Source organism: Microbacterium indicum DSM 19969 (assembly GCF_000422385.1).
Classification (GTDB): Bacteria; Actinomycetota; Actinomycetes; order Actinomycetales; family Microbacteriaceae; genus Microbacterium; species Microbacterium indicum.
This window is the reverse complement of record NZ_AULR01000001.1, coordinates 125,641-145,674: the sequence shown is the minus strand read 5'-3', so window position 1 is coordinate 145,674 and position 20,034 is coordinate 125,641. Positions and strand designations below refer to the sequence as shown.

Below are 20,034 nucleotides of genomic sequence, written 5' to 3'. Positions count from 1 at the left end.
CTCAGTGCAGGTCGTCGACCCCGAGATCCCACGGGTCGACGCCCAGGTACTCGGCGGCGGCGCGGAACACGGCGCCCTCGACGAGCGCCCGGCGGTGGTACTCGTCGGTGCGGTTCAGGGGGACGCCGTGCGCCTTCGACAGGCGCTCGACGGGCACGCGGTAGATGAGGATCCGGTTCTTCTCGCGGTCGATCGACCAGCGCGGGACGTCCGCGCCCGTGTCGTGCAGGGGCATGCTCGCGACCTCGAAGCGCACGGGGCGCAGCTCGGGCCACGCGCCGCGGAGGAAGTCGACCGACGCCGTCACCGTCATGTCGAAGCGGTCGAAGCGCGACCCGACGGCGGGAACCGGCGGGCGCGTGAGCGCGCTGCGTCCCGCGCGCCCATGGCGCCCGTGGCGGGCCGATGCCGGCCGCGGATCCTCGGGCGTGCGGCGTGCGCGATCCCACCACTTCATTCCCTCAGCCTAGGGTCGGAATCCATGGACGAACGCATCTGCTCGAAGGTCGCCTGCGCGCGCCCCGCCGTGGCGACCCTCACGTTCGACTACGAGGGCCGGATGGCGGCGCTCGGGCCGCTCGGGCTCGGGAACGACCCGCACGCCCACGACCTCTGCGCTCTGCACGCCGAGCGCATGACCTTCCCCGAGGGCTGGGAGGTCCTGCGCTACGGCGAGGGGTGACGCGGGCGGTTCAGCCGGCGAGGCGCGCGGCGCGCTCCGCCTGCGCCCGGAGGGCCGTGCGATCCCGGTCGCGGCGGATCGCGGCGACGCCCTGTAACAGCAGCTCGGGGGCGACGGGCGGCAGGGGCGACACGAAGGGCGCGACCTCCTGGGCGAGCTCGGCCGCGAGGCGGGCGCGCACCGCCGGATCCATGCGCGCGGCTCCCGACGCGAAGCGCGTCACACGCAGGTCGACCCGCGCGGGCAGGCGCGCGGCGTCGGCGACCTCGGCCCATCCCGCGAGCTCGGGCGGCACGCCGGGCGCGGGCTCGGGGAGGCGAGGGGCCCGCGTGCGCTCGCTGTAGGTCCCGGCGACGAGGTCGCCGAGGCGCTGGCCGCGCGGCGAGAACATCGCGACGAGGAAGGCGATGCCGCCGAGCGACATGGCGATCTCGAGCACGCCGACGAGGGCGCGGATGAACGCGTGGCGAAAGCCGATCGCGCCGCCGTCGGATCGCACGATCCGGGCGCCTGCGGCGAGCCTTCCGAGGCTGCGCCCGCGCGTCAGCGTCTCGACCGCGACGGGGATCACGACGAACACGACGACGATCGCCGTGACCTGGTAGATCTGCACCGTGCCCTGGTCGAGGACGCCGGCGTCGGCGAGGGATCCGGCCGCCCACATGGCGAGGAACAGCAGCAGGTAGGCGATCACGAGATCGATGAGGCCGCCGAGCGCGCGCATCCCGACGCCGAGCGGCTGCAGGTCGAGCGCGACGGCCTCTCCCGTGAGGATCTCGTCCTCGGCCACGAGATCGCGGGGCCGGAACGCGGGCTGCGACATGCGTACAGTCAAACATGTGAACACCGACGCGCTCATCGACGCCCGGCGCTCCGAGTGGGACCGCCTCGACGTGCTCGCGCGGCGGCGCAGGCTCTCGGGGGCCGAGGCCGACGAGCTCGTGCACCTGTACCGCGCCGGGTCGGCCGATCTCGCCGAGCTCAAGACGTCGGGCGGCCGCAGCGCGGCGGGCGACTACCTGTCGGGGATCCTCGGCCGAGCGCGGCTGAAGCTCACGGGCGGACCCGACAACCTGCTGCGGACCCTTCCGCGCTTCTTCGTGTGGCAGCTGCCGGCGGCGCTGTACCGGATCCGCTGGACGTCGCTCGCCGTGACTCTCGGGTTCGTCGCCGTCGTGGCGCTCGTCGCGCTGTGGGCCGGATCCGATCCCGCCTACATGGCCGCGCTCGGCGACGAGTCGTCGCTGTCGCAGTACGCGAACGAGGACTTCATCGCGTACTACAGCGACCATCCCGAGGGCGTGTTCGCCGGGATGGTGTGGACGAACAACGCGTGGATCGCGGCGCAGTGCGTGATGTTCGGGATCACGGGGATCTGGCCCGTGTACTCGCTCGTCGTCAACGCGACGGGCCTCGGCACGTCGGCCGCCGTCATGTTCTGGTACGGCCGCGGATCCGACTTCCTGCTGTACATCCTTCCCCACGGTCTGCTCGAGATGACGTGCATCTTCGTCGCCGGGGCGGCGGGGCTGCGGATCTTCTGGGCGTGGATCGCGCCCGGAGCGCGCTCGCGGGGCGCCGCCCTCGCGGAGGAGGGGCGAGCGCTGGCGACGGTCGTCGTCGGTCTCGCGATCGGTCTCGCGATCTCGGGGCTCATCGAGGGGTTCGTCACACGCCAGGAGTGGCCGCACGCGATCAGTATCGGGATCGGCGCGGCCGCGCTCTTCGCCTGCCTCGCCTACGCGCTGATCCTGGGCCGCCGGGCGACCCGCCGGGGCGAGACGGGCGACCTGACGGAGTACGAGGCGGGCACCCCGCGACTCGTCGCGGGGTAGCGGCGCCCCGCGCGGGGGTCGGCCTTGCGGCGGCCATCCGCCCTTCGCACGGCCGGATCCGCCTCAGCTGGCCGTACGGGGGCGGTTCTCCGTGCGAGGGTCGTCGCTCGCGCGGTGTTCTGCGCTGGTGGCGGGATCTCCGCGTGTGGCTCCCTTTTCCGGCGGCCGTTCGCCCTTCGCGCGGCCGGATCCGCCCGAAAAGGCCGCGCGGGGGCGGTTCTCCGCGTGAGGGTCGTCGCTCGCGCGGTGTTCTGTGCTGGTGGGGGGATCTCTGCGCGTGGCTCGGCCTTCGCGCGGTGTTCTGGGCTGGTGGCAGGATCCCCGCACCAAGGACGACGTTCCGGCGGCCATTCGCCCTTCGCGCGGCCGGATCCGCCTCAGCTGGCCGTACGAGGGCGGTTCTCCGCGCGAGGGTCGTCGCTCGCGCGGGTTCCTGCGTTCTTCATTGCTCTGAAAGCTGGGGCGGCGGGGCTGGAATCTCGGCACGCTGCTGGCGCTGGTGAGGGGTCCCCCGCGCGGGGGTCGCCCTTCCGGCGGCCGTTCGCCCTTCGCGCGGCCGGATCCGCCCGAAAAGGCCGCGCGGGCGCCGATCTCCGCGCGAGGGTCGTCACTCGCGCGGGCTTCTGCGTCTTCATTGCTGGGGAGGTTGGCGCAGCGGGAGTGCACTCTGGCGCTGATGAACGGATCTCCGCGCGTGGCTTGGCCTTCCGGCGGCCATTCGCCCTTCGCGCGGCCGGATCCGCCGCAGCTGGCCGCGCGAAGCGCAGCTGGCCGCGCGAAGCGCAGAAGGCCGCGCGAAAGGGCGAGGCAGCGCGGGGATCCGTCTACCGGGCCTCAGTCGTGTCGAACAGCGCACGGTACGCGAAACCGGCCAGGAGCGCGCCGACGATCGGGAAGACGATGAACACCCACAGCTGCGACAGCGGAAGCACGCCGCCGTAGATCGCCGTCGCGATCGAGCGCGCCGGGTTGACCGACGTGTTGTCGACGGGGATCGCGACCAGGTGGATCAGGGTCAGCGTCAGGCCGATCGCGAGGCCCGCGAACGGGGTGCCGCGGTCGGGGTGGGTGACGCCGAGGATCACCGTGACGAACACCGCCGTCAGCACGACCTCGACGATGATGGCGGCGGGGAGCCCGAAGCCGCCGGGGGAGAGCGCGCCCCAGCCGTTCGACGCGAAGCCCGCATCCTGGGCCGCGATGAGCCACCCGTCGGGGCCGAACAGCCCGATGAGCATGAGGATCGTCGTCGCGATCGCGCCGCCGACGACCTGCGCGACGATGTACTTCCACACGTCGGCCCAGGGGAACCGACCCGCCGCCGCGACGCCGATCGTGACGGCCGGGTTGAAGTGCCCGCCCGACAGGGGTCCGAAGGCGTATGCGCCGACGACGACCGTCAGGCCGAACGCCAGGGCGACCGCGAGATATGTGATGCCGGGCACGAAGGATCCGGCGTCGTTGCCGAAGTGCGAGGAGAACAGCGCGACGCCGACGGCGGCGAAGACGAGCAGGAACGTCCCGGCGGCCTCGGCGACGAGCTTCGCACCGGTCGTGGGTGTGGGGGGCGTGGTGTCGGCCATGATGCGGATCCCTTCCGTCGCGGCGCGATTCGCCGTCTGACCGAATCGTGGCATACGAAAGGGCCGGGCAGAGGTGCGATCCTCCGCCCGGCCCCGTCGGCGCGTCGCGTTACGCGAGCTTGGCCCTGATGCCGGCGACGATCTTCTCGTCGACCTGGCCCCAGTACCAGAAGAAGCGCTCCTTGACGCGGTCGACCGTCAGCCCGGCGTACTGCCCGGCGAGGGTCTCGTGGAAGCGGTCCTTCGCCTCGGCGTCGAACACGTCGTTGTACAGCGTGCGGGCCTGACCGAAGTCGTCGTCCTCGCTGTGCAGCGTCTGCGCCGATCGCACGAGGGCGCCGTCGGACTCCCACGACGCCTCGACGGCGCGATCCGCGTCGGCGTGCGGGCCGCCGAACGAGTTGGGCGCGTAGACGGGGTGCTCGGCCGGATTGAAGTGGTACTGCATGTTGCCCTCGTGCATGTAGTTCGCGGTGGGGGCGGCGTGCGGCCGGTTGACCGGCAGCTGGTTGTAGTTCGTGCCGATGCGGTAGCGCTGCGCGTCGGGGTACGAGAACACACGCGCCATGAGCATCTTGTCGGGTGAGATCCCCGTGCCGGGAACCTGGTTCGCGGGCGAGAACGCGGCCTGCTCGATCTCGGCGAAGAAGTTCTGCGGGTTGCGGTTCAGCTCGAACGTGCCGACCTTGATGCGGGGGTAGTCGCTGAACGGCCACACCTTCGTCATGTCGAACGGGTTGAAGCGGTAGTCGGCGGCGTCGTCGTACGGCATGACCTGCACGTACACGTCCCACTTCGGGAACTCGCCCCGATCGATCGCCTCGTAGAGGTCGCGACGGTAGTAGTCGGCGTCCTCGCCCGCGATCCGCTCCGCCTCGTCGGCGGGCATGTTCACGACGCCCTGGTGCGAGACGAAGTGGTACTGGATCCAGAAGCGCTCGCCCTCGGCGTTCACCCACTGGTAGGTGTGCGAGCCGTAGCCGTTGAGGTGGCGCCACGACTTCGAGAGGCCGCGGTCGCCCATGAGGTAGGTGACCTGGTGGGCCGACTCGGGGGACAGGGTCCAGAAGTCCCACTGCATGTCGGCGTCGCGGAGGGCGGATCCGCCGAGGCGCTTCTGCGAGTGGATGAAGTCGGGGAACTTGATCGCGTCGCGCAGGAAGAACACCGGGGTGTTGTTGCCGACCACGTCGAGGTTGCCCTCGCTCGTGTAGAAGCGGAGGGCGTAGCCGCGCACGTCGCGCCAGGTGTCGGGGGATCCCTGCTCGCCGGCGACCGACGAGAAGCGGATCAGGACCTCGGACTCGGCGCCCGGCTGGAAGACCGCCGCGCGCGTGTACTGCGACACGTCCTCGGTGACGGTGAACGTTCCGAAGGCGCCGCCGCCCTTGGCGTGCGGGTTGCGCTCGGGCACGCGCTCGCGGTTGAACGAGGCGAGCTTCTCGACCAGGTAGCGGTCGTGCAGGGCCGTGATCCCGTCGGGACCGTTCGTGAGCGAGTGCTCGTCGCTCGTGACGGGCGTCCCCGTCTGGGTCGTCGTGTAGTCGATGTCAGCCATTGCCGTTCCTTTCGCAGCGGGCGCAGATGGCACGGAAGGTCACGCTCGCCTCGAGGACGCGCATGCCGTGGGTGTGGGAGGGTTCGAGGCAGGGGGCCTCGCCGACGACGCACTCGACGTCTTCGACGCGGCCGCAGATGACGCACTGGATGTGGTGGTGGTTGTCGTGGGCCGCCACCTCGTAGAGCGCGCTCGCCGCTCCGGGGAGGCTCACGCGCTGCGCGAGCCCGGCCTCGGTGAGGTCGCCGACGACGCCGTGCACGGTCTGCAGGGCGATGCCGGCGATGGATCCCTGCACCTCGCGGTGCAGTTCGTCGGCGGAGGCGTGTGGGTGGCGCGCGAGGGCGTCGAGCACGGCCACCCTCTGGGCCGTGACGCGCAGCCCCGCCCGGCGCAGCTGATCTGCGGGGTCGGTCGTCACGGGTGCGGGGGTCATCGAGACCACCCTACCCGCTCTTTTGAATCATTCGCAAAAGAGAACGATGAGTGAATTCGATGTTTCGACTGCGTGGCGAAGCCGCGCAGTCGAAGCGCGGTGCGACGACGGGCGGACGTCACCGAACGAGACTAGGAAATACCCGATCCAGATCGTTTTCAGCTCTTGCCATTCGAACATTCGTTCTATACGATGGAGCCATGACCGCCCCGGCGCCCGACATCACCTCATGGGACATGGATCCCATCGAGCGTGAGCGCGCCCTCGAGGCGCTCGACGTGCTGCGAGTCGCGCAGGAGATGCGCGCCGGGGCCGACGCTCTGATGGCATCCGCGCATGCTGTGCTGAACGCGATCTCGACCGCACAGTCGGAGCGCATGCCGAAGAACGCGGGAGCCGACCACGGCCTCCCGTTCCGGTCCATGGCCGAAGAGGTCGCCTCCGCAACGCACGTGTCCCGTGGGATGGCCGCCGACCGGATGCACGACGCGTCGACCCTGACGACCATGTACCCGGTTCTGCACCACGCCCTGCGTCGGGGCCAGGTGTCCGACGCGCACGTCCGCGCGATCCTCGCCGAGGGTCAGCGCCTCCATCACGACGACGATGCCCGTCGGGCATACGAGAGGGGGATCATCGAGTTCGCCGCCGCGTCGACGGCCGGGCAGACGCGCCGCGCGGCGAGGGCCATCGCCGACAAGCTCTCACCCCGCGAGTTCGAGGAGATCCACGCGCAGGCGAAGACGCGCCGCCGGGTCACGGTGCGGGATCTCGACGACGGGATGAGCGAGCTGTACCTTCTCGGCGAGTCCACGATCGTGAACGGCGTGTTCGACCGTCTGACGGTCATGGCACGGAAGGTCGCGTACGCGCACCGTGCCGAGCACCAACGTGAGCAGGCCGCAGCCGCCGGCGAGCCCGTCGACGCGGACAAGAGGTTCCCCTTCGACCCGAACCGCCGCACGCTCGACCAGATCCGCGCCGACCTGCTCGCAGACATCCTGCTGACGGGCGCACCGAACGCGCATCAGGCTCACACGCCCGGTGACACGGCGTTGGACGAGATCCGCGCCACCGTCCAGGTGATCATCCCCATCGACCGATTGATCGACATCGACTCGAACACGGGCCAGCCGCTGTTGGAATCGGATCAGCCGATCAGTGCGGAGGCCGCGAAACGACTCGCGGGCCGGGCGCCCACGTGGGATCGGATCTTCATCACCCCATCCGGGCAGGTCCTCGCGACCGACAAGTACCGGCCGACTCGGGATCAGCGAAGACTCCTCCTCGCCAGGGATGGGACGTGTCGCTTCTCCGGATGCACGGCGAAAGCCCGTTCCTGTGACATCGACCACACGCACGACTACGCGTCGGGCGGTCAGACGACCCTCGACAACATGGGATGCCTCTGCGAGTCACACCACGTGCTGAAGCACAACACCCCGTGGAAGGTGAAGCAGACCGGCAACGGGGTCTACGAGTGGGTGTCGCCGCTCGGGTTCACGCGCGTGACGAAGCCGGGGTCGACGGTGCGCTTCCGCGACCTCACGGCCGAGCCCGCCCCGTTCTGACGGGCGCATTCGCGTCCTCGGCCCATCGCGGGTCGTACGGCGAGAGCGCGGCGGGGTTCACGTCACAGCCGCCCGGCCTTCTTCAGCGCGAGGTAGCGGTCGGCGATGCGCGGAGGGAGGAGCTCGGGGGTGTCGGCGATCGCCTCGGCCCCCGCCCGGGCGATCGCGCCGGCGACGCGCTGCGCGTCGTGGGACGCGGCCTCGGCCGCCGCGGCGCGGTACAGCTCCGAGACGGATCCGCCCGCCCGCGCCGTGTCGCCGAGAGCGTGATCCGTGACAGCGCCGACGAGCACGGTCGTGCCGGATCCCGGGATCGCCTCGAGCGAGGTGAGGAAGGCGCGCGAGGCGGCGACGTCCTCCTGGGCCGTGAGCACGACGAGCAGGCTCGGTCGTCGGGCGAGCCGCAGCGCCTCGGCGAACGCGCGGTCCCAGTCGGTGTCGATGAGCCGCGCGTCGACGGGCGCGAGCGCGTCGCTGATCTCGGGAAGCAGCCGCGCGCCGTCGACCCCCGTCACGCGAGCGCGCACGAGGCGGTCGAACGCCAGCAGGTGGACGTGATCGCCCGCCCGGGTCGCGAGGGCGGCGAGCAGCATCGCGGCCTCGAAGGTCGCGTCGAGGCGCGTCTCGTCGCCGACGCGAGCGGCGGCGGTGCGGCCGGTGTCGATGAGGATCGTGACGTGCCTGTCGCGCTCAGGGCGCCACGTGCGCAGCATCGTCGTCGTCGACCGGGCCGTCGCGCGCCAGTCGATCGACCGGACGTCGTCGCCGCGCACGTACTCGCGCAGCGAGTCGAACTCGGTTCCCTGCCCGCGCACGAGCAGGCTCGTGGATCCGTCGAGCTCCCGGAGGCGCCGCACGCGGCTCGCGAGGTGCCGCCTCGCCCGGAACGGGGGGAGCACGCGCAGCGCGCCGGGCGCCGGGATCGTCGCCTGGCGGCCCGCGAAGCCCAGCGGGCCGAGGGCGCGCACCGCGACGAACTCGCTGCGGAGCTCGCCGCGCCGGCGCGGGTGCAGCGCGGCCGACACGACACGCGACTCGCGGGCGGGGATCACGAGCCGCGGCCTGTCTCCCGGGTGGCCGGCCGTCGGCTGCCACGCGTCGCGGATCCGCACCCGGAGGGTCCGCGATCCGTCGTTCACGACCTGCAGCCGCGTCGGGACCTCGTCGCCCAGCCGCGCCCGCGCCGGGACGTCGCGCACGAAGCGCAGCGCGGCGGGGGAGGGCGCCGCGAGGGCGTCGACCCCGAGGATCGCGGCGCACACGAGCGCCCACGCGATGAGGGTCAGCCACGCGTCGATGCCGGCCGCCTGGAGCACGACGATCGGCACGACGCCGACGGCGACGAGGATCGGCGCGCGCCCCGACAGGAACATCAGCGCGGGACGGCGGTCTGCCGCAGGACCGACGTGAGGACGGCGTCGACCGTGACGCCCTCGATCTCGGCGTCGGCGCGCAGCTGGATGCGGTGGCGCCACACGGGGGTCAGCATCGCCTGCACGTGGTCGGGCGTGATCGCGGGGTAGCCGCCGAGCCACGCCCACGCCTTCGACGCCGCGAGCAGCGCCGTCGCCGCGCGGGGGCTCGCGCCCACCTCGACGGAGGCGGCCGCGCGCGTCGCGCGGGCGAGGTCGACGATGTACGCGAGGACGTCCTCGGTCGCCTCGACGGCCGCCGCCGCGCGCTGCGCCGCGAGGATCTGCTCGGCCGTCACGACCGCCTCGACCTCGTCGAGGTCGCGCGGCGAGAAGCCCGCCGCGTGGCGGCGCAGGACGTCGATCTCGGCGTCGCGCTCGGGCACGCGGATCGCGAGCTTGAGGAGGAAGCGGTCGAGCTGCGCCTCCGGAAGCGTGTACGTGCCCTCGTGCTCGATGGGGTTCTGGGTCGCCGCGACGAGGAAGGGATCCGGCAGCGGCCGGGTGACGCCGTCGCTCGACACCTGCCGCTCCTCCATCGCCTCGAGCAGCGCCGACTGCGTCTTCGGAGGCGTGCGGTTGATCTCGTCGGCGAGCAGGACGTTCGTGAAGACGGGCCCCTCGCGGAACTCGAACTCGCCCGCCTTCGCGTCGTAGAGGAGGGATCCCGAGACGTCGCCCGGCATGAGGTCGGGCGTGAACTGCACGCGCTTCGTGTCGAGGCCCAGCGCGCGGCTGAACGCGCGCACGAGCAGCGTCTTCGCGACGCCCGGGACGCCCTCGAGCAGCACGTGTCCGCGCGCGAGGAGGGCGATGAGGAGGCCGCTCACGGCGCCCTCCTGGCCGACGACGGCCTTGCCGACCTCGGCGCGGACGCGCGAGACGGCCTCGCGCAGGGGATCGTTCTCGGTCATCGTGGGTGTCCTTCCCCGGATTCGGTCACGTCGTGTTCGAGGGCGCGCAGCCGGGAGCCGAGCTCGGCGAGCCGCGCGTCGTCTGCGGGATGGTCGGCGAGGAGCGCGGCGACCTCGCGGGGATCCCTCCCCGTCGCCCCGGCGGCCGCGTGGGCGACCTGTTCGACGTCGGCGCCGGGCGCGAGCGCGAGGCGGCGCGCGATGCGCGACATCGCGCCGTCGCGGATCGCCTGCCAGGCGTGATCGGGATCGCGCGCGTCGCGGTAGAGGCGAGCGCGCCCCTCGAGCGTCTCGCCCGCCCGCACGGTCACGGGCAGGGTCTCGGCGACGAGCGGGCCGAAGCGGCGCCCCCGCCAGATCGCGCACGCCAGCGCGACGACGGCCGCGAGCACGATCGCGGGAGAGACCCACCGCGGCGTGAGGTCGCCGAGCGTCGGCGGCGCGCCCGTCGCACCCGCGTCGGCGGGGGAGGGCGTGTACCAGACGATGTCGCCGGCGCCCTCGAGGAGCCCGAGGGCGAGCGCCGCGTCGCCGCGCTCGTCGAGGCGCCCGTTGGCGAAGACGGCCGACCCGTCGACGAACGTGACGATCGAGTCGGCGTCGACGCGGGCGCGCACGAGCCCGTAGCCGTCGCCCGAGGGGTAGCAGGCCGTGATGCCGTCGAGGGAGAGGGGAACGAGCGTCCTGCCCGCCGTGATCGGCCCGGCGTTCCGCGCGACCGGCAGGTCGCACGCGGGGCGGAGCGCCTCGTCGCCCGACCACCCCGTCGTGGCTCCCGGGACGACGGCCGAAGCGGCGACGGCGTCGGCGTCGAGCACGATCGTGTGGGCGGCGTCCGCCGCGAGATCCGCGAGGACCTCGGGATCCAGGAGGGTCGCGTCGGTCACGACGAGCGTCGATCCGCTCCCGACCGCGTCGCGCGCGCCCGCGAGGTCGTCGGCCTCCTCGACCGCGAAGCCGTCCTCCTGCGCGAGCGTCGTGACCGCCAGCGCGCCGTCGTAGCGCGGGCTCTCGGCGCCGAGGGGGACGGGCGCGCTCCACTCGCGCGACACGAGCATCGCGACGACGGCCGCCGCGACGACGAGGAGCGCGACGACGATCCAGGCCCACACGGCGCGCCTCCGGGATCCCGCGGGCCGCTCCGGGGCTTCGGCGACGTCGACGAGGCTCACGAGAGCACCGAGCCGGGGGCCGTCGCGGGCCGGGCGGCCGCGATCGCGTCGTCGAGCGCGGCGACCTCGTCGTGCGACGCGGACGTCGCGTGGCGGCGCAGGTAGCGCACGTCGTCGAACGCGCGCGACGCGGCGCAGAGCCCTGCCGCGTGATCCGGGAAGGGGCGGGAGGCGGCCTCGGCGAGGGCGCGGGCCGTCATGCCGGGAGGGGCGTGCAGCACGCCGCGCTCGTCGAGCCCGCGGGCGATCGCGCGGAAGCGCAGCACGAGCGCGGCGTCCCAGTCGCCGCGCGAGGCGGCGGAGGCGGCGTCGGCGCGCAGCTGGGCGGCGGTCCGGAGGTCGTCGCCGATCACGCTCGAGGAGACGCTCGTCGCCGAGCGCCTGTCGCGGCGGGGGACGCCCCAGATCACGATCGCGACGACGACGAGCGCGACGACGACCGCCACGATGAGCGCCGTGACGAGGGGGCTCCAGGATCCGCCGGCGAGCTGCGGGTTCAGGAGGCGCATGATGAACTCGCCGATCGCCTGTGCGACGCGGTCGAACACCGTCGGCTCGGCCTCCGCGTACACGCGCTTCGCGAGCTCCTCGGCGGCGCGGTCGCGCGCGTCGTCGGGGTCGGGGAGCGCGGCGAGCGCGATCACGGCGGCCGACGTCATACGGGAGGTGCGGGGGGAGCGGGCGGGCCCGCGGGAGGCGCGGGGAGCGGCGGCACGGGAGGGATCGGCGCCGGCGGGAGGGGCCCCGCGCCGGGAGGCGGCGCGTACTGCGACGGCGCGGCGCCGGGCTCGTACGGATACGGGTCGGCGCCCGAGTCTCCCGACTGCGCCGCCTCGACGTATCGCTGCATGCGCAGGTCGATCCCCTCGTCGCGCATGCGCGCGTCGATGTACGACAGCACGCCGGCCGACGTCGTGACGATCATGAGCACGCCGGCGAGGACGATCGAGATGACGAGCGGGACGAACACCGTGACGATGCCTGCGGCGATCGCGAGCCCCATGTCGTCGCTCGCGCCGCCGAACGGGGCGAGCGTCACGACGATGAGCGGCATGAGGATCTCGACCATCACCGAGATGACGATGCTCGCGCCCTGCGAGATGAGGAACATCATCGCGAAGACCCCGAGCGTCGGCCAGAAGCGACCGCGCGTGAGGCGCCACGAGCGGCGGATCGCCCGGATCGGGCCCGTGTGCTCGAGGACGATGACGGCGGGAACGTAGTAGAGCTTCGTTCCGAGCCAGAGGTAGAGCGCGAATCCTCCGAGGAGGGCGAGGATCCCCCAGAGGATCCCGACGACGAGCCCGGCCTCGTCGGGGGCGAACGCGACGATCGCCGCGATCGGGGCGACGAGGAGCGCCATGGCGACGAGAGCGGCCGCGAGCGCGAGGAACGAGTACCCGACGAGCGGCCAGAACGCGCGGCCGGCGCGCTTCCACAGGCGCGCGAGCGGCGCCTTCTCCGCGAGGGACGCATGGCCGACCTCGGCGACGATGACGGCCTGCACCACGATCGTCACGGCGCCGATCAGGAGGGAGAGCACGATCGTGCCGACCGCGACGATCGCGATGCCGCCCGCCATGAGCTGGTCGTACTCGTCGGAGAACGGATCCACGGTGTCGGTGCGCGAGAAGGCGAGGAACGTCAGCCCCACGACGGCCGCCATCAGGACCGTGTACGCGACGAGCTGGATCCCGATCCCGAACAGGAGGAGGACCTTCGGATTCCCCTTGAGCACGGCGAACGATCGGCCCATGATCTGGCCGAATCCGAACGGATACAGCGGCACGAGGCCCTGACGCGGCGCCGGTGCCCAGGAGGTGTCGGTCATCACCGCCATCGTTGCATACCCTGTTAGGCATGACTGGTCGCATTCTCGTCGTCGACGATGACGCCGCCCTCGCCGAGATGATCGGCATCGTGCTCGCGGGCGAGGGCTTCGACGCCGCCTTCTCGTCCGACGGGGCCCTCGCGGTCGACGCCTGGCGCCGCGAGAAGCCCGACCTCGTGCTGCTCGACCTCATGCTCCCGGGCAAGGACGGCATCCAGATCTGCAGCGAGATCCGCGCCGAGTCCGGGGTTCCGATCATCATGCTCACGGCGCGCACCGACACGGCCGACGTCGTCGCGGGCCTCGAGGCCGGCGCCGACGACTACATCGTCAAGCCCTTCAACCCGACCGAGCTCGTGGCGCGGATCCGCACCCGCCTGCGCCCCGTCGCGGCCGAGGCGGCGCCGTCGCTGCGCATCGGGGACGTCGTGATCGACGTGGCCGCGCACGAGGTGCGCCGCGGCGACGAGCTGATCTCGCTGACGCCGCTCGAGTTCGAGCTGCTCGTCGCGCTCGCCTCGAAGCCGCAGCAGGTGTTCACGCGCGAGCAGCTGCTCGAGCAGGTGTGGGGCTACCACTACAAGGCCGACACGCGGCTCGTGAACGTCCACGTGCAGCGCCTGCGCTCCAAGATCGAGATCGACCCCGACAGCCCTCGCGTCGTCATGACGGTGCGCGGCGTCGGGTACCGCGCCGGCGCCGCGGCGTAGTCGCGCGATGGCTCGGCTCGCCGCGCGCATGCGCCGCCTGTGGCGCTGGTTCCCGCGCACGTGGCGACGCTCGACCCGCGCGTGGCGGCACTCGCTGCGCTTCCGCATCGTCCTCATCACGACCGTCTCGACGACGGCGGCGATCCTCGTCGCGATCGTGTGGGCGGCGCTCGCGATCCAGACCGACCTCTTCAACGCGCGGCGCGACGAGGTCCTCGCCGACACGAACCGCGCCGTCGAGTTCACGCAGGAGGGGCTCAACGCAGCCGACCCCGCGACCGACCGCGCCGCGATCCAGACCCTGACGAACACGATGCGCGAGAACCTCGTGACGTCGTCGTCGACGAACCTCATCGTCGGCTTCCCGATCGAGGACCAGTCGACGGCCGACGCGCCCGCGGCGTTCCGCACGCGCAACGACCTGTTCGACGCGTCGATGATCTCGAGCGGGCTGCGCGAGCAGGTCGTCGCGCAGCCGAGCACGCAGTGGTGGCAGTCGATCGGCCTTCCCGGCGACGGCGGCCGCGAGGTCCCGGCGATCGTCGTCGGGCAGACCCTCGAGATGCCCAACGTCGGCGTCTTCGAGATCTACCTCGCGTACTCGATGACCGACGTCGCCCAGACGCTCGCCTTCGTCCAGATCACGCTGTGGATCACGGCGGGCGCCCTCGTGATCATCGTCGCGGCCGTGATGTGGCTCGTCATGCGCAGCGTGTCGATCCCGATCATCGACGTCGCCAAGACGAGCGCGCGCTTCGCCGCGGGCGACATGACGGCCCGACTCGCGGTGCAGGGCGAGGACGAACTCGCGACGCTCGCTCGCTCGTTCAACGGCATGGCGGACAGCATCGAGGCGCAGATCCGCGAGCTCGCCGAGCTGTCGCTCGTGCAGCAGCGCTTCGTGTCCGACGTCTCGCACGAGCTGCGCACGCCGCTCACGACGATCCGGCTCGCGGCGGGGATCCTGCACGGTGAGAAGGCGTCGTTCGCGCCCGTTCCGGCGCGCTCGGCTGAGCTGCTCCACGACCAGGTCGGCCGCTTCGAGGAGCTGCTGAACGACCTCCTCGAGATCAGCCGCTACGACGCCGGATCCGTGCAGCTCGAGCGGGAGTCGACGAGCCTCAGCGAGATCGCGGCCGACGTCGTCGAGCAGATGCGCGACCTCTCCGAGCGCAACGGATCCGAGCTCCGTCTGCGCGCCTCGGACGGCGACGACATCGTCGAGGTCGACCCGCGCCGCATCCGCCGGATCCTGCGCAACCTCATCGGCAACGCGATCGAGCACGGCGAGGGCGAGCCCATCGAGGTGTCCGTCGCGGCCGATGCGTCTGCCGTCGCCGTCGGTGTGCGCGACTACGGCCTCGGCATGAAGCCCGAGGACGCGGCTCGGGTCTTCGACCGCTTCTGGCGCGCCGATCCGTCGCGCCAGCGCACCATCGGCGGCACGGGCCTCGGCCTGTCGATCGCGCTCGGCGACGCGAAGCTCCACGGCGGATCGCTCGAGGTGTGGTCGCAGCCCGGCGTGGGCTCGCACTTCGTCCTCACGCTGCCGCGGGGGTCGCGCCCGCTCGGGACGCACCCGATCGCGGTCGACCCGCCGCCCGCGCTCGACGTCAGCGACCAGCCCGTGCGCAGCGGGCCCGCGACCGACACCCTGATCGTGGCACGCGAGAAGCCCGACGAGGAGGACGCATCATGAGGGCTCTCCACCGGATCGCGGCGGCCGCGGCCGCCGTCGCCGCCGTACTGGGGCTCGCGGCGTGCGCGGGCCTGCCGACGACGGGCTACGTCGAGCCGGGCGACCAGGTCGGCGTCGTGTCCGACGACGCCAGGTGGCAGATCACGCCGGACGGCCCCGTCGAGGGTGCGTCGGCCGAGGCGATCGTCCTGGGCTTCCTCGGCGCGGGCGAGGGCCCGGCCGACGACTGGGCGACGGCGCGCGAGTTCCTGAGCGACGACTTCGCGAAGACGTGGGATCCGTCGGCCGGCGTCACGATCGAGAGCATCAACGACCGCGTCGTCGGAGACTTCTCGCCCGACGAGAGCGCCGACGCGGGGAGCGTCACGGCCCGGATCACGGCCACGGCCACGGTCGACGCCATGGGCGCGTACCACCCCGTCACCGACGGGTCGCGCGTCGACCAGGTGCAGTTCCAGCTCGTCCGCGAGGACGGCGAGTGGCGGATCTCCTCGGCTCCCGACGGCGTCGTCGTGCAGAGCGAGAACTTCCGCACGATCTTCGCGTCCGCCGCGCTCGCGTTCCCCGCCGTCGCGGGCGACCAGTACGTTCCGGACGTCCGGTGGGTCCCCGACACCGCGGGGCAGGCGCAGCGCCTCGTCGAGCTGCTGCTCGGCGGGCCGTCGCCGTGGCTCGCGGCGTCGGTCACGACGGCGTTCGACGGAATCGAGCTCGGATCACGCGGCGTCTCGATCGACGACACCTCGGCCACCGTCGACCTCTCGTCGGCCGCGCGCGACACGACGTCGGACGCGCGCGCCGTCATGGCGGGGCAGCTCCAGCAGACCCTCGCGTCGGTCGGCGTCACCTCGGTCTCCGCGACGTCGGGCGGCAGCCGCCTCGCGCTGCCGAACGTCACGGTGCAGACCGCGACGCCCGACGCCCGAGCGCTCGTCCTGACGGAGGACGGCTTCGGGTTCCTCGGCGGGTCGGACCTGACCGACATCGACGGCCTGTCGGACGCGGTCGTCGAGGCGGCGGGCGTCTCGAGCCCCGACCCCGCCGTGCAGATCTCGGTGTCGGCCGACCAGCAGACGGCGGCGATCCTCACGAAGTCGGGCGCGATCCGTCGGGTCACGGCCGACGGCGAGGTCACGACGCAGATGACGGCGTCCGACGGCGCGAGCATCGCGCTCGACCCGTTCGGGTACACGTGGGCGGGCTGGGACGACGGATCCTCGAACCTCGCCTACATCGCGCCCGACGGCACGACGATGACGAGCGCTCCGACGCTCGAGGAGTACAGCGGCATCACGACGCTCGAGGTCTCGCGCGACGGCATGCGCCTCGCGATCGCGGGTCGGCTGGGCGACGACGACGTGATCTCGATCGTCGGCATCCAGCGCGACGCGGACGGCGTCGTCACGGGGCTGTCGGATCCGATGGTCGTCGGCACGACAGACGAGCCCGTGCACCAGATCGGGTGGGTGACCGACCGCATCGTCGCGGCGGCCGTCGAAACCGGCGACGACCGCACCTCGGTCGTCGAGCAGACGGTCGGCGGCCTCGCGGAGCGGATCTCGGCGCCGTTCGAGGTCGTCGGGCTGGCCTACGGCAACCCGACCTCCAACGAGCGCGTGCTCACGTCCGACGGCGACCTGTACGTCCGGCGCACGACGACCTGGCTGCGCTCGGGCGGCGGGGTGGTCGTGCTCGCGACCCAGCTGGGCGCGCCGGCCGAGTAGGCCCGTCCACAAGCGCGGATCCGACTGTCCTGTCCCCAGAACGGCGCCCCGGCGGCCGCGGGCGGGCACGCTGGGGCGATGGATCCCGCCCCGCTGCGCTCGGCCCTCGCCGAGGCGTTCGCCCTGCTCCTGCCGGTCGCGTGCGGCGGGTGCGACGCCCCGGGCGTCGCGCTCTGCCCCGCCTGCCGCGCGGCGCTCGGCCCGCGCGTCGAGCGCGCCGACGTCGCCGGCCTCGCCGTCCACGCGGCGCTGCGCTACGAGGGGGTGTCCGCCGCCGCGATCCGGGCGCTCAAGCAGCGCGGCCGCACCGACCTCGCGCGGCCGCTCGGGCGGGCGCTGCGGGCGGCGCTCGCCGCCGTGGGCGACGGGGAGCACGGCCTCGTCGCGGTCGTCCCGCCGACGAGCAGGGCGGCGATGCGCCGCCGCGGCTACCGGGTCGTCGACCTCCTCGTGCGCCGCGCGGGCGTGCGGCCGGCCCGCCTCCTGCGGTACGCGCGGCGGGTGGGCGACCAGCGGGCGCTCGGGCGCGCCGAGCGCCGCCGCAACGTCGCGGGATCCATGCGCGCGACGGGCGCGGCGGAGGGCGCCCGCGTCGTCCTCGTCGACGACGTCGCGACGACCGGATCCACGCTCGCGGAGGCGCGCCGGGCGCTCGAGGAGGCAGGCGCGATCGTCGTCGGAGCGGCCGTCGTGGCGGCCACTCCGCGTCGGTAGGCGACGCATATGAACCGCAGGGGAGGAAAAGGCGTGACACGGGTGGCCTGAGCATCTACGGTGGGTGAACACCAAGCGACCGAGGGTTCGCTCAGTCCGGGCGAACCGGAATGGGAGGCACAGGATGGACACCAACATCACGGGCGTGGGCGTGAGCATCACCGACCGTTTTCGCGACGTCGTCGACGACAAGATCTCGCGCATCGAAACCCTCGCCTCGAAGGCCGAGCGCCTCGACGTCAAGGTGACGCAGACGGCGCACAGGCAGGGCCGCGTCGAGGAGGCCAAGGTCGAGCTGACCGTCACGGCGAAGGGCAAGATGGCCAGGGCCGAGGCCAGGGCCGAGGACAAGTTCGGGGCGCTCGAGACGGCCCTCGACAAGCTGGCGACCCAGCTGCGCCGCGCGAAGGAGCGCAAGGTCACGGATCGCCAGCGCCCCCGCAGCGCCCACCTCGAGAAGACCTCGGGATCCCTCGCGGGCATCGACATCACCCCGGCCGACGTCGACACCCTGCACGCCGTCGCGACGGGGACGGTCCCCGTCCAGCCCGTCGAGGACGACGCGCCCTACTCGCCGGTCGTCATCCGCACGAAGACGTTCGGCCCCGAGTGGATGACGGTCGAGGAGGCCGTCGACCGCATGGAGCTCGTCGGCCACGACTTCTTCCTCTTCGTCGACGCGCGCACCGATCACCCGAGCGTCGTCTACCGCCGCGTCGGCTGGGACTACGGCGTCATCTCGCTCGAGACGCCCGCCCCGCCGCAGGTCGAGCAGCGCCTGGCGTCCTAGCAGTCGCCTCGGCGGGCTCGTCAGTCGAAGATGTCGCCGATGAGCCCGCCGAGGAGGGCGCCGCCGATGAGGCCGCCCATGATGTCGCCGCCCGTCATGCCGCCGCCGCGGCGGCCGTATCCGCCGCCGTAGCCCCCGCCGCCCCAGTCGTTCGGGCGGGAGGAGTCGATGTCGCGCTGGGCGTACTGCAGGGCCTCGTTCGCGAGCTCCGTCGTGCGGCGGGCGAGGCGCTGGGCCTCCTCGCGGGTGTCCTCGTCCTCGATGAGCTCGTCGATGTCGAGGCGCGTGCGCTCGGCCTCGGTGAGGCGGGTGCGGGCATCGGCGCCGATCCAGCCGCGGTGGCCCGTGATGAGGTTGCGGGCGATCGCGATCGCGCGGTCGGCGGCGTCGACCTCGTGGCGCACGTGCGCGAGCGACGGGATGGGGCGCGCGGCCCGCTCCCGCGCCTTCTCGACGGCGCGGTCGAGCGCCGCGTTGGCGGCGCTGATACGCGAGAGGTCGGCGAACGGGTCGCTCAGCTGCCCCGGTGCGGGAAGGGCCCGGAGCGCGCCCTCGAGGGAGGCGATGGCCTCGGGGACCCCGGAGGTCTGGGGGCCCTGGCGTGCCGCCGTGACGTCGGCGCGGGAGTCGGCGATCACGTCGGCGAGCGTCGTCTGGGCGCGCATCGCCTCGATCTCGAAGTCGTCGACGGCGTCGAGGATCGTCGTCGCGCGGCGCACCGCCTCCGTCGCGGTCTCGAGCGCCACCATCGCCTCGTCGCGCCGGCCCGCCTCCTTGCGGCGGACCACGACATCCGCCGAGTGGTCCGCGAAGTCGAGCAGCTGCTCGGTCTCGCCGGAGTTCGCGCCGATCCGGTGCATCGCCTCGGGGGAGTAGCGCGCGCGGAGGCGCTCGACCGTCTGCTTCGCGGCGGGGATCCGCTCGCGCAGGGCGGCGGCCTCGTCGCGCACGCGCTGCAGCGTCCGAGGCGCGTCGCGCACCTTCTCGACGCGCTCGCGCAGCGACTCGGTGCGCTCGTCGAGCACCTGATCGGCCCACTCGCACAGCTGCACGATGCGCGCGTTGCGCGTGCGCAGCTCCTCGGGGGTGTCGGGGATGTCGTCGTGATTCAGCTGGTGCAGCTGGAACGCTTCGCGCATGTGGGTCGCGACGGCGTCGAGCCCCTCGCGCAGGTCCTTCGTCGCGGCGTCGCCGAGCTCGGCCTGCGCGAAGCCCAGCTCGTCGCGCGTCGTGCGGATCCGCTCGTCGGTCTTCACAAGCGCGTTCTGCGCCTTCCGCGCGAGAACGGCATCGTTCTCCTGCTGCTGCGCCTCGGCCTGTTCGCGCTCGCGACGCCGCCTGCCCCAGATAGCCATGAGGCGAGTCTATTTCGCGCGCTGATGAGCGGGATCCGCATCGGGAAG

Annotated in this window: 19 protein-coding genes; 8 read left to right on the top strand and 11 right to left on the bottom strand. The window is 72.7% G+C overall.

Going from position 1 to position 20,034, the window contains the following annotated elements; all coding sequences use genetic code 11:
* Position 1: 1 nt before the first annotated feature.
* A complete protein-coding gene (locus H576_RS0100640; RefSeq protein ID WP_029149308.1) occupies positions 2 to 457 on the bottom strand; it encodes a hypothetical protein in 456 nt (151 codons plus the stop codon).
* Positions 458 to 481: 24 nt separating this feature from the next.
* Here H576_RS0100640 and H576_RS0100635 point away from each other — a divergent pair, with 24 nt between their 5' ends.
* Positions 482 to 682 carry a DUF3499 family protein gene (locus H576_RS0100635; RefSeq protein ID WP_029149307.1) on the top strand — a complete coding sequence of 67 codons (201 nt, stop codon included), beginning with the start codon at positions 482 to 484 and terminating at the stop codon, positions 680 to 682.
* 10 nt (positions 683 to 692) lie between these two features.
* On the opposite strand, the gene H576_RS0100630 is transcribed toward H576_RS0100635, so the two are convergent.
* The gene (locus H576_RS0100630) at positions 693 to 1,505 is read right to left on the bottom strand and encodes an RDD family protein (protein ID WP_036318557.1); all 813 of its coding nucleotides are present in this window, start codon (positions 1,503 to 1,505) and stop codon (positions 693 to 695) included.
* 16 nt (positions 1,506 to 1,521) lie between these two features.
* Between H576_RS0100630 and H576_RS0100625 the strand changes: the two genes are divergently transcribed.
* Complete coding sequence (locus H576_RS0100625) at positions 1,522 to 2,517, top strand: stage II sporulation protein M (protein WP_029149305.1); 996 nt, start codon at positions 1,522 to 1,524, stop codon at positions 2,515 to 2,517.
* A gap of 824 nt (positions 2,518 to 3,341) precedes the next feature.
* On the opposite strand, the gene H576_RS0100615 is transcribed toward H576_RS0100625, so the two are convergent.
* The 3 genes from H576_RS0100615 to H576_RS13765 all read right to left on the bottom strand — a co-directional run bounded on the left by H576_RS0100615 (position 3,342) and on the right by H576_RS13765 (position 6,094).
* The gene (locus tag H576_RS0100615; RefSeq protein ID WP_029149304.1) at positions 3,342 to 4,100 is read right to left on the bottom strand and encodes an aquaporin; all 759 of its coding nucleotides are present in this window, start codon (positions 4,098 to 4,100) and stop codon (positions 3,342 to 3,344) included.
* A gap of 109 nt (positions 4,101 to 4,209) precedes the next feature.
* Complete coding sequence (locus H576_RS0100610) at positions 4,210 to 5,658, bottom strand: catalase (RefSeq protein WP_029149303.1); 1,449 nt, start codon at positions 5,656 to 5,658, stop codon at positions 4,210 to 4,212.
* The gene (locus H576_RS13765; RefSeq protein ID WP_036318768.1) at positions 5,651 to 6,094 is read right to left on the bottom strand and encodes a Fur family transcriptional regulator; all 444 of its coding nucleotides are present in this window, start codon (positions 6,092 to 6,094) and stop codon (positions 5,651 to 5,653) included. Before H576_RS13765 ends, H576_RS0100610 begins: the two co-directional genes overlap by 8 nt.
* Before the next feature lie 200 nt (positions 6,095 to 6,294).
* On the opposite strand from H576_RS13765, the gene H576_RS15975 reads away from it, so the two are divergent.
* Positions 6,295 to 7,665: an HNH endonuclease signature motif containing protein gene (locus tag H576_RS15975; protein WP_051171952.1), complete on the top strand. Its 1,371-nt coding sequence runs from the start codon at positions 6,295 to 6,297 to the stop codon at positions 7,663 to 7,665.
* Between the two features lie 62 nt (positions 7,666 to 7,727).
* On the opposite strand, the gene H576_RS0100595 is transcribed toward H576_RS15975, so the two are convergent.
* Genes H576_RS0100595 through H576_RS13745 form a run of 5 tightly spaced genes read right to left on the bottom strand, consistent with a single transcriptional unit; the run spans position 7,728 to position 12,994 of the window.
* The gene (locus H576_RS0100595; RefSeq protein WP_029149302.1) at positions 7,728 to 9,038 is read right to left on the bottom strand and encodes a DUF58 domain-containing protein; all 1,311 of its coding nucleotides are present in this window, start codon (positions 9,036 to 9,038) and stop codon (positions 7,728 to 7,730) included.
* Complete coding sequence (locus H576_RS0100590) at positions 9,038 to 9,991, bottom strand: AAA family ATPase (protein WP_029149301.1); 954 nt, start codon at positions 9,989 to 9,991, stop codon at positions 9,038 to 9,040. The genes H576_RS0100595 and H576_RS0100590 overlap by 1 nt, the downstream gene beginning before the upstream one ends.
* Positions 9,988 to 11,163 carry a DUF4350 domain-containing protein gene (locus tag H576_RS13755; protein WP_051171950.1) on the bottom strand — a complete coding sequence of 392 codons (1,176 nt, stop codon included), beginning with the start codon at positions 11,161 to 11,163 and terminating at the stop codon, positions 9,988 to 9,990. Before H576_RS13755 ends, H576_RS0100590 begins: the two co-directional genes overlap by 4 nt.
* The gene (locus H576_RS13750; protein ID WP_051171948.1) at positions 11,160 to 11,822 is read right to left on the bottom strand and encodes a DUF4129 domain-containing protein; all 663 of its coding nucleotides are present in this window, start codon (positions 11,820 to 11,822) and stop codon (positions 11,160 to 11,162) included. The genes H576_RS13755 and H576_RS13750 overlap by 4 nt, the downstream gene beginning before the upstream one ends.
* On the bottom strand, positions 11,819 to 12,994 hold the full coding sequence (locus H576_RS13745) for a DUF7847 domain-containing protein (RefSeq protein WP_036318552.1): 1,176 nt from the start codon (positions 12,992 to 12,994) through the stop codon (positions 11,819 to 11,821). Before H576_RS13745 ends, H576_RS13750 begins: the two co-directional genes overlap by 4 nt.
* A 29-nt stretch (positions 12,995 to 13,023) precedes the next feature.
* Here H576_RS13745 and mtrA point away from each other — a divergent pair, with 29 nt between their 5' ends.
* The 5 genes from mtrA (at position 13,024) to hpf (ending at position 18,631) form a co-directional block, all read left to right on the top strand.
* Positions 13,024 to 13,704: an MtrAB system response regulator MtrA gene (gene mtrA / locus H576_RS0100570; RefSeq protein ID WP_029149300.1), complete on the top strand. Its 681-nt coding sequence runs from the start codon at positions 13,024 to 13,026 to the stop codon at positions 13,702 to 13,704.
* A 7-nt stretch (positions 13,705 to 13,711) separates the two neighbouring features.
* The gene (gene mtrB / locus H576_RS13740; RefSeq protein ID WP_156888047.1) at positions 13,712 to 15,403 is read left to right on the top strand and encodes an MtrAB system histidine kinase MtrB; all 1,692 of its coding nucleotides are present in this window, start codon (positions 13,712 to 13,714) and stop codon (positions 15,401 to 15,403) included.
* Positions 15,400 to 17,127 carry an LpqB family beta-propeller domain-containing protein gene (locus H576_RS0100560; RefSeq protein WP_029149299.1) on the top strand — a complete coding sequence of 576 codons (1,728 nt, stop codon included), beginning with the start codon at positions 15,400 to 15,402 and terminating at the stop codon, positions 17,125 to 17,127. Before mtrB ends, H576_RS0100560 begins: the two co-directional genes overlap by 4 nt.
* A 78-nt stretch (positions 17,128 to 17,205) precedes the next feature.
* A complete protein-coding gene (locus H576_RS0100555; RefSeq protein ID WP_029149298.1) occupies positions 17,206 to 17,841 on the top strand; it encodes a ComF family protein in 636 nt (211 codons plus the stop codon).
* A 124-nt stretch (positions 17,842 to 17,965) separates the two neighbouring features.
* Positions 17,966 to 18,631: a ribosome hibernation-promoting factor, HPF/YfiA family gene (gene hpf, locus H576_RS0100550; protein WP_029149297.1), complete on the top strand. Its 666-nt coding sequence runs from the start codon at positions 17,966 to 17,968 to the stop codon at positions 18,629 to 18,631.
* 20 nt (positions 18,632 to 18,651) lie between these two features.
* Here hpf and H576_RS0100545 read toward each other — a convergent pair whose 3' ends face one another.
* Positions 18,652 to 19,986: a hypothetical protein gene (locus H576_RS0100545; RefSeq protein ID WP_029149296.1), complete on the bottom strand. Its 1,335-nt coding sequence runs from the start codon at positions 19,984 to 19,986 to the stop codon at positions 18,652 to 18,654.
* Positions 19,987 to 20,034 lie beyond the last annotated feature (48 nt).

What these genes read in the sequence shown, in the direction of transcription:
- H576_RS0100560 (WP_029149299.1), top strand. Translation starts at nt 15,400, where the DNA reads ATGAGGGCTCTCCACCGGATCGCGGCGGCCGCGGCCGCCGTCGCCGCC.
- H576_RS13750 (WP_051171948.1), bottom strand. Translation starts at nt 11,822, where the DNA reads ATGACGTCGGCCGCCGTGATCGCGCTCGCCGCGCTCCCCGACCCCGAC.
- H576_RS0100615 (WP_029149304.1), bottom strand. Translation starts at nt 4,100, where the DNA reads ATGGCCGACACCACGCCCCCCACACCCACGACCGGTGCGAAGCTCGTC.
- H576_RS0100590 (WP_029149301.1), bottom strand. Translation starts at nt 9,991, where the DNA reads ATGACCGAGAACGATCCCCTGCGCGAGGCCGTCTCGCGCGTCCGCGCC.
- H576_RS13745 (WP_036318552.1), bottom strand. Translation starts at nt 12,994, where the DNA reads ATGACCGACACCTCCTGGGCACCGGCGCCGCGTCAGGGCCTCGTGCCG.
- mtrB (WP_156888047.1), top strand. Translation starts at nt 13,712, where the DNA reads ATGGCTCGGCTCGCCGCGCGCATGCGCCGCCTGTGGCGCTGGTTCCCG.
- H576_RS0100640 (WP_029149308.1), bottom strand. Translation starts at nt 457, where the DNA reads ATGAAGTGGTGGGATCGCGCACGCCGCACGCCCGAGGATCCGCGGCCG.
- H576_RS0100595 (WP_029149302.1), bottom strand. Translation starts at nt 9,038, where the DNA reads ATGTTCCTGTCGGGGCGCGCGCCGATCCTCGTCGCCGTCGGCGTCGTG.
- mtrA (WP_029149300.1), top strand. Translation starts at nt 13,024, where the DNA reads ATGACTGGTCGCATTCTCGTCGTCGACGATGACGCCGCCCTCGCCGAG.
- H576_RS13765 (WP_036318768.1), bottom strand. Translation starts at nt 6,094, where the DNA reads ATGACCCCCGCACCCGTGACGACCGACCCCGCAGATCAGCTGCGCCGG.
- H576_RS15975 (WP_051171952.1), top strand. Translation starts at nt 6,295, where the DNA reads ATGACCGCCCCGGCGCCCGACATCACCTCATGGGACATGGATCCCATC.
- H576_RS0100610 (WP_029149303.1), bottom strand. Translation starts at nt 5,658, where the DNA reads ATGGCTGACATCGACTACACGACGACCCAGACGGGGACGCCCGTCACG.
- H576_RS0100545 (WP_029149296.1), bottom strand. Translation starts at nt 19,986, where the DNA reads ATGGCTATCTGGGGCAGGCGGCGTCGCGAGCGCGAACAGGCCGAGGCG.
- H576_RS0100555 (WP_029149298.1), top strand. Translation starts at nt 17,206, where the DNA reads ATGGATCCCGCCCCGCTGCGCTCGGCCCTCGCCGAGGCGTTCGCCCTG.
- H576_RS0100630 (WP_036318557.1), bottom strand. Translation starts at nt 1,505, where the DNA reads ATGTCGCAGCCCGCGTTCCGGCCCCGCGATCTCGTGGCCGAGGACGAG.
- hpf (WP_029149297.1), top strand. Translation starts at nt 17,966, where the DNA reads ATGGACACCAACATCACGGGCGTGGGCGTGAGCATCACCGACCGTTTT.
- H576_RS0100635 (WP_029149307.1), top strand. Translation starts at nt 482, where the DNA reads ATGGACGAACGCATCTGCTCGAAGGTCGCCTGCGCGCGCCCCGCCGTG.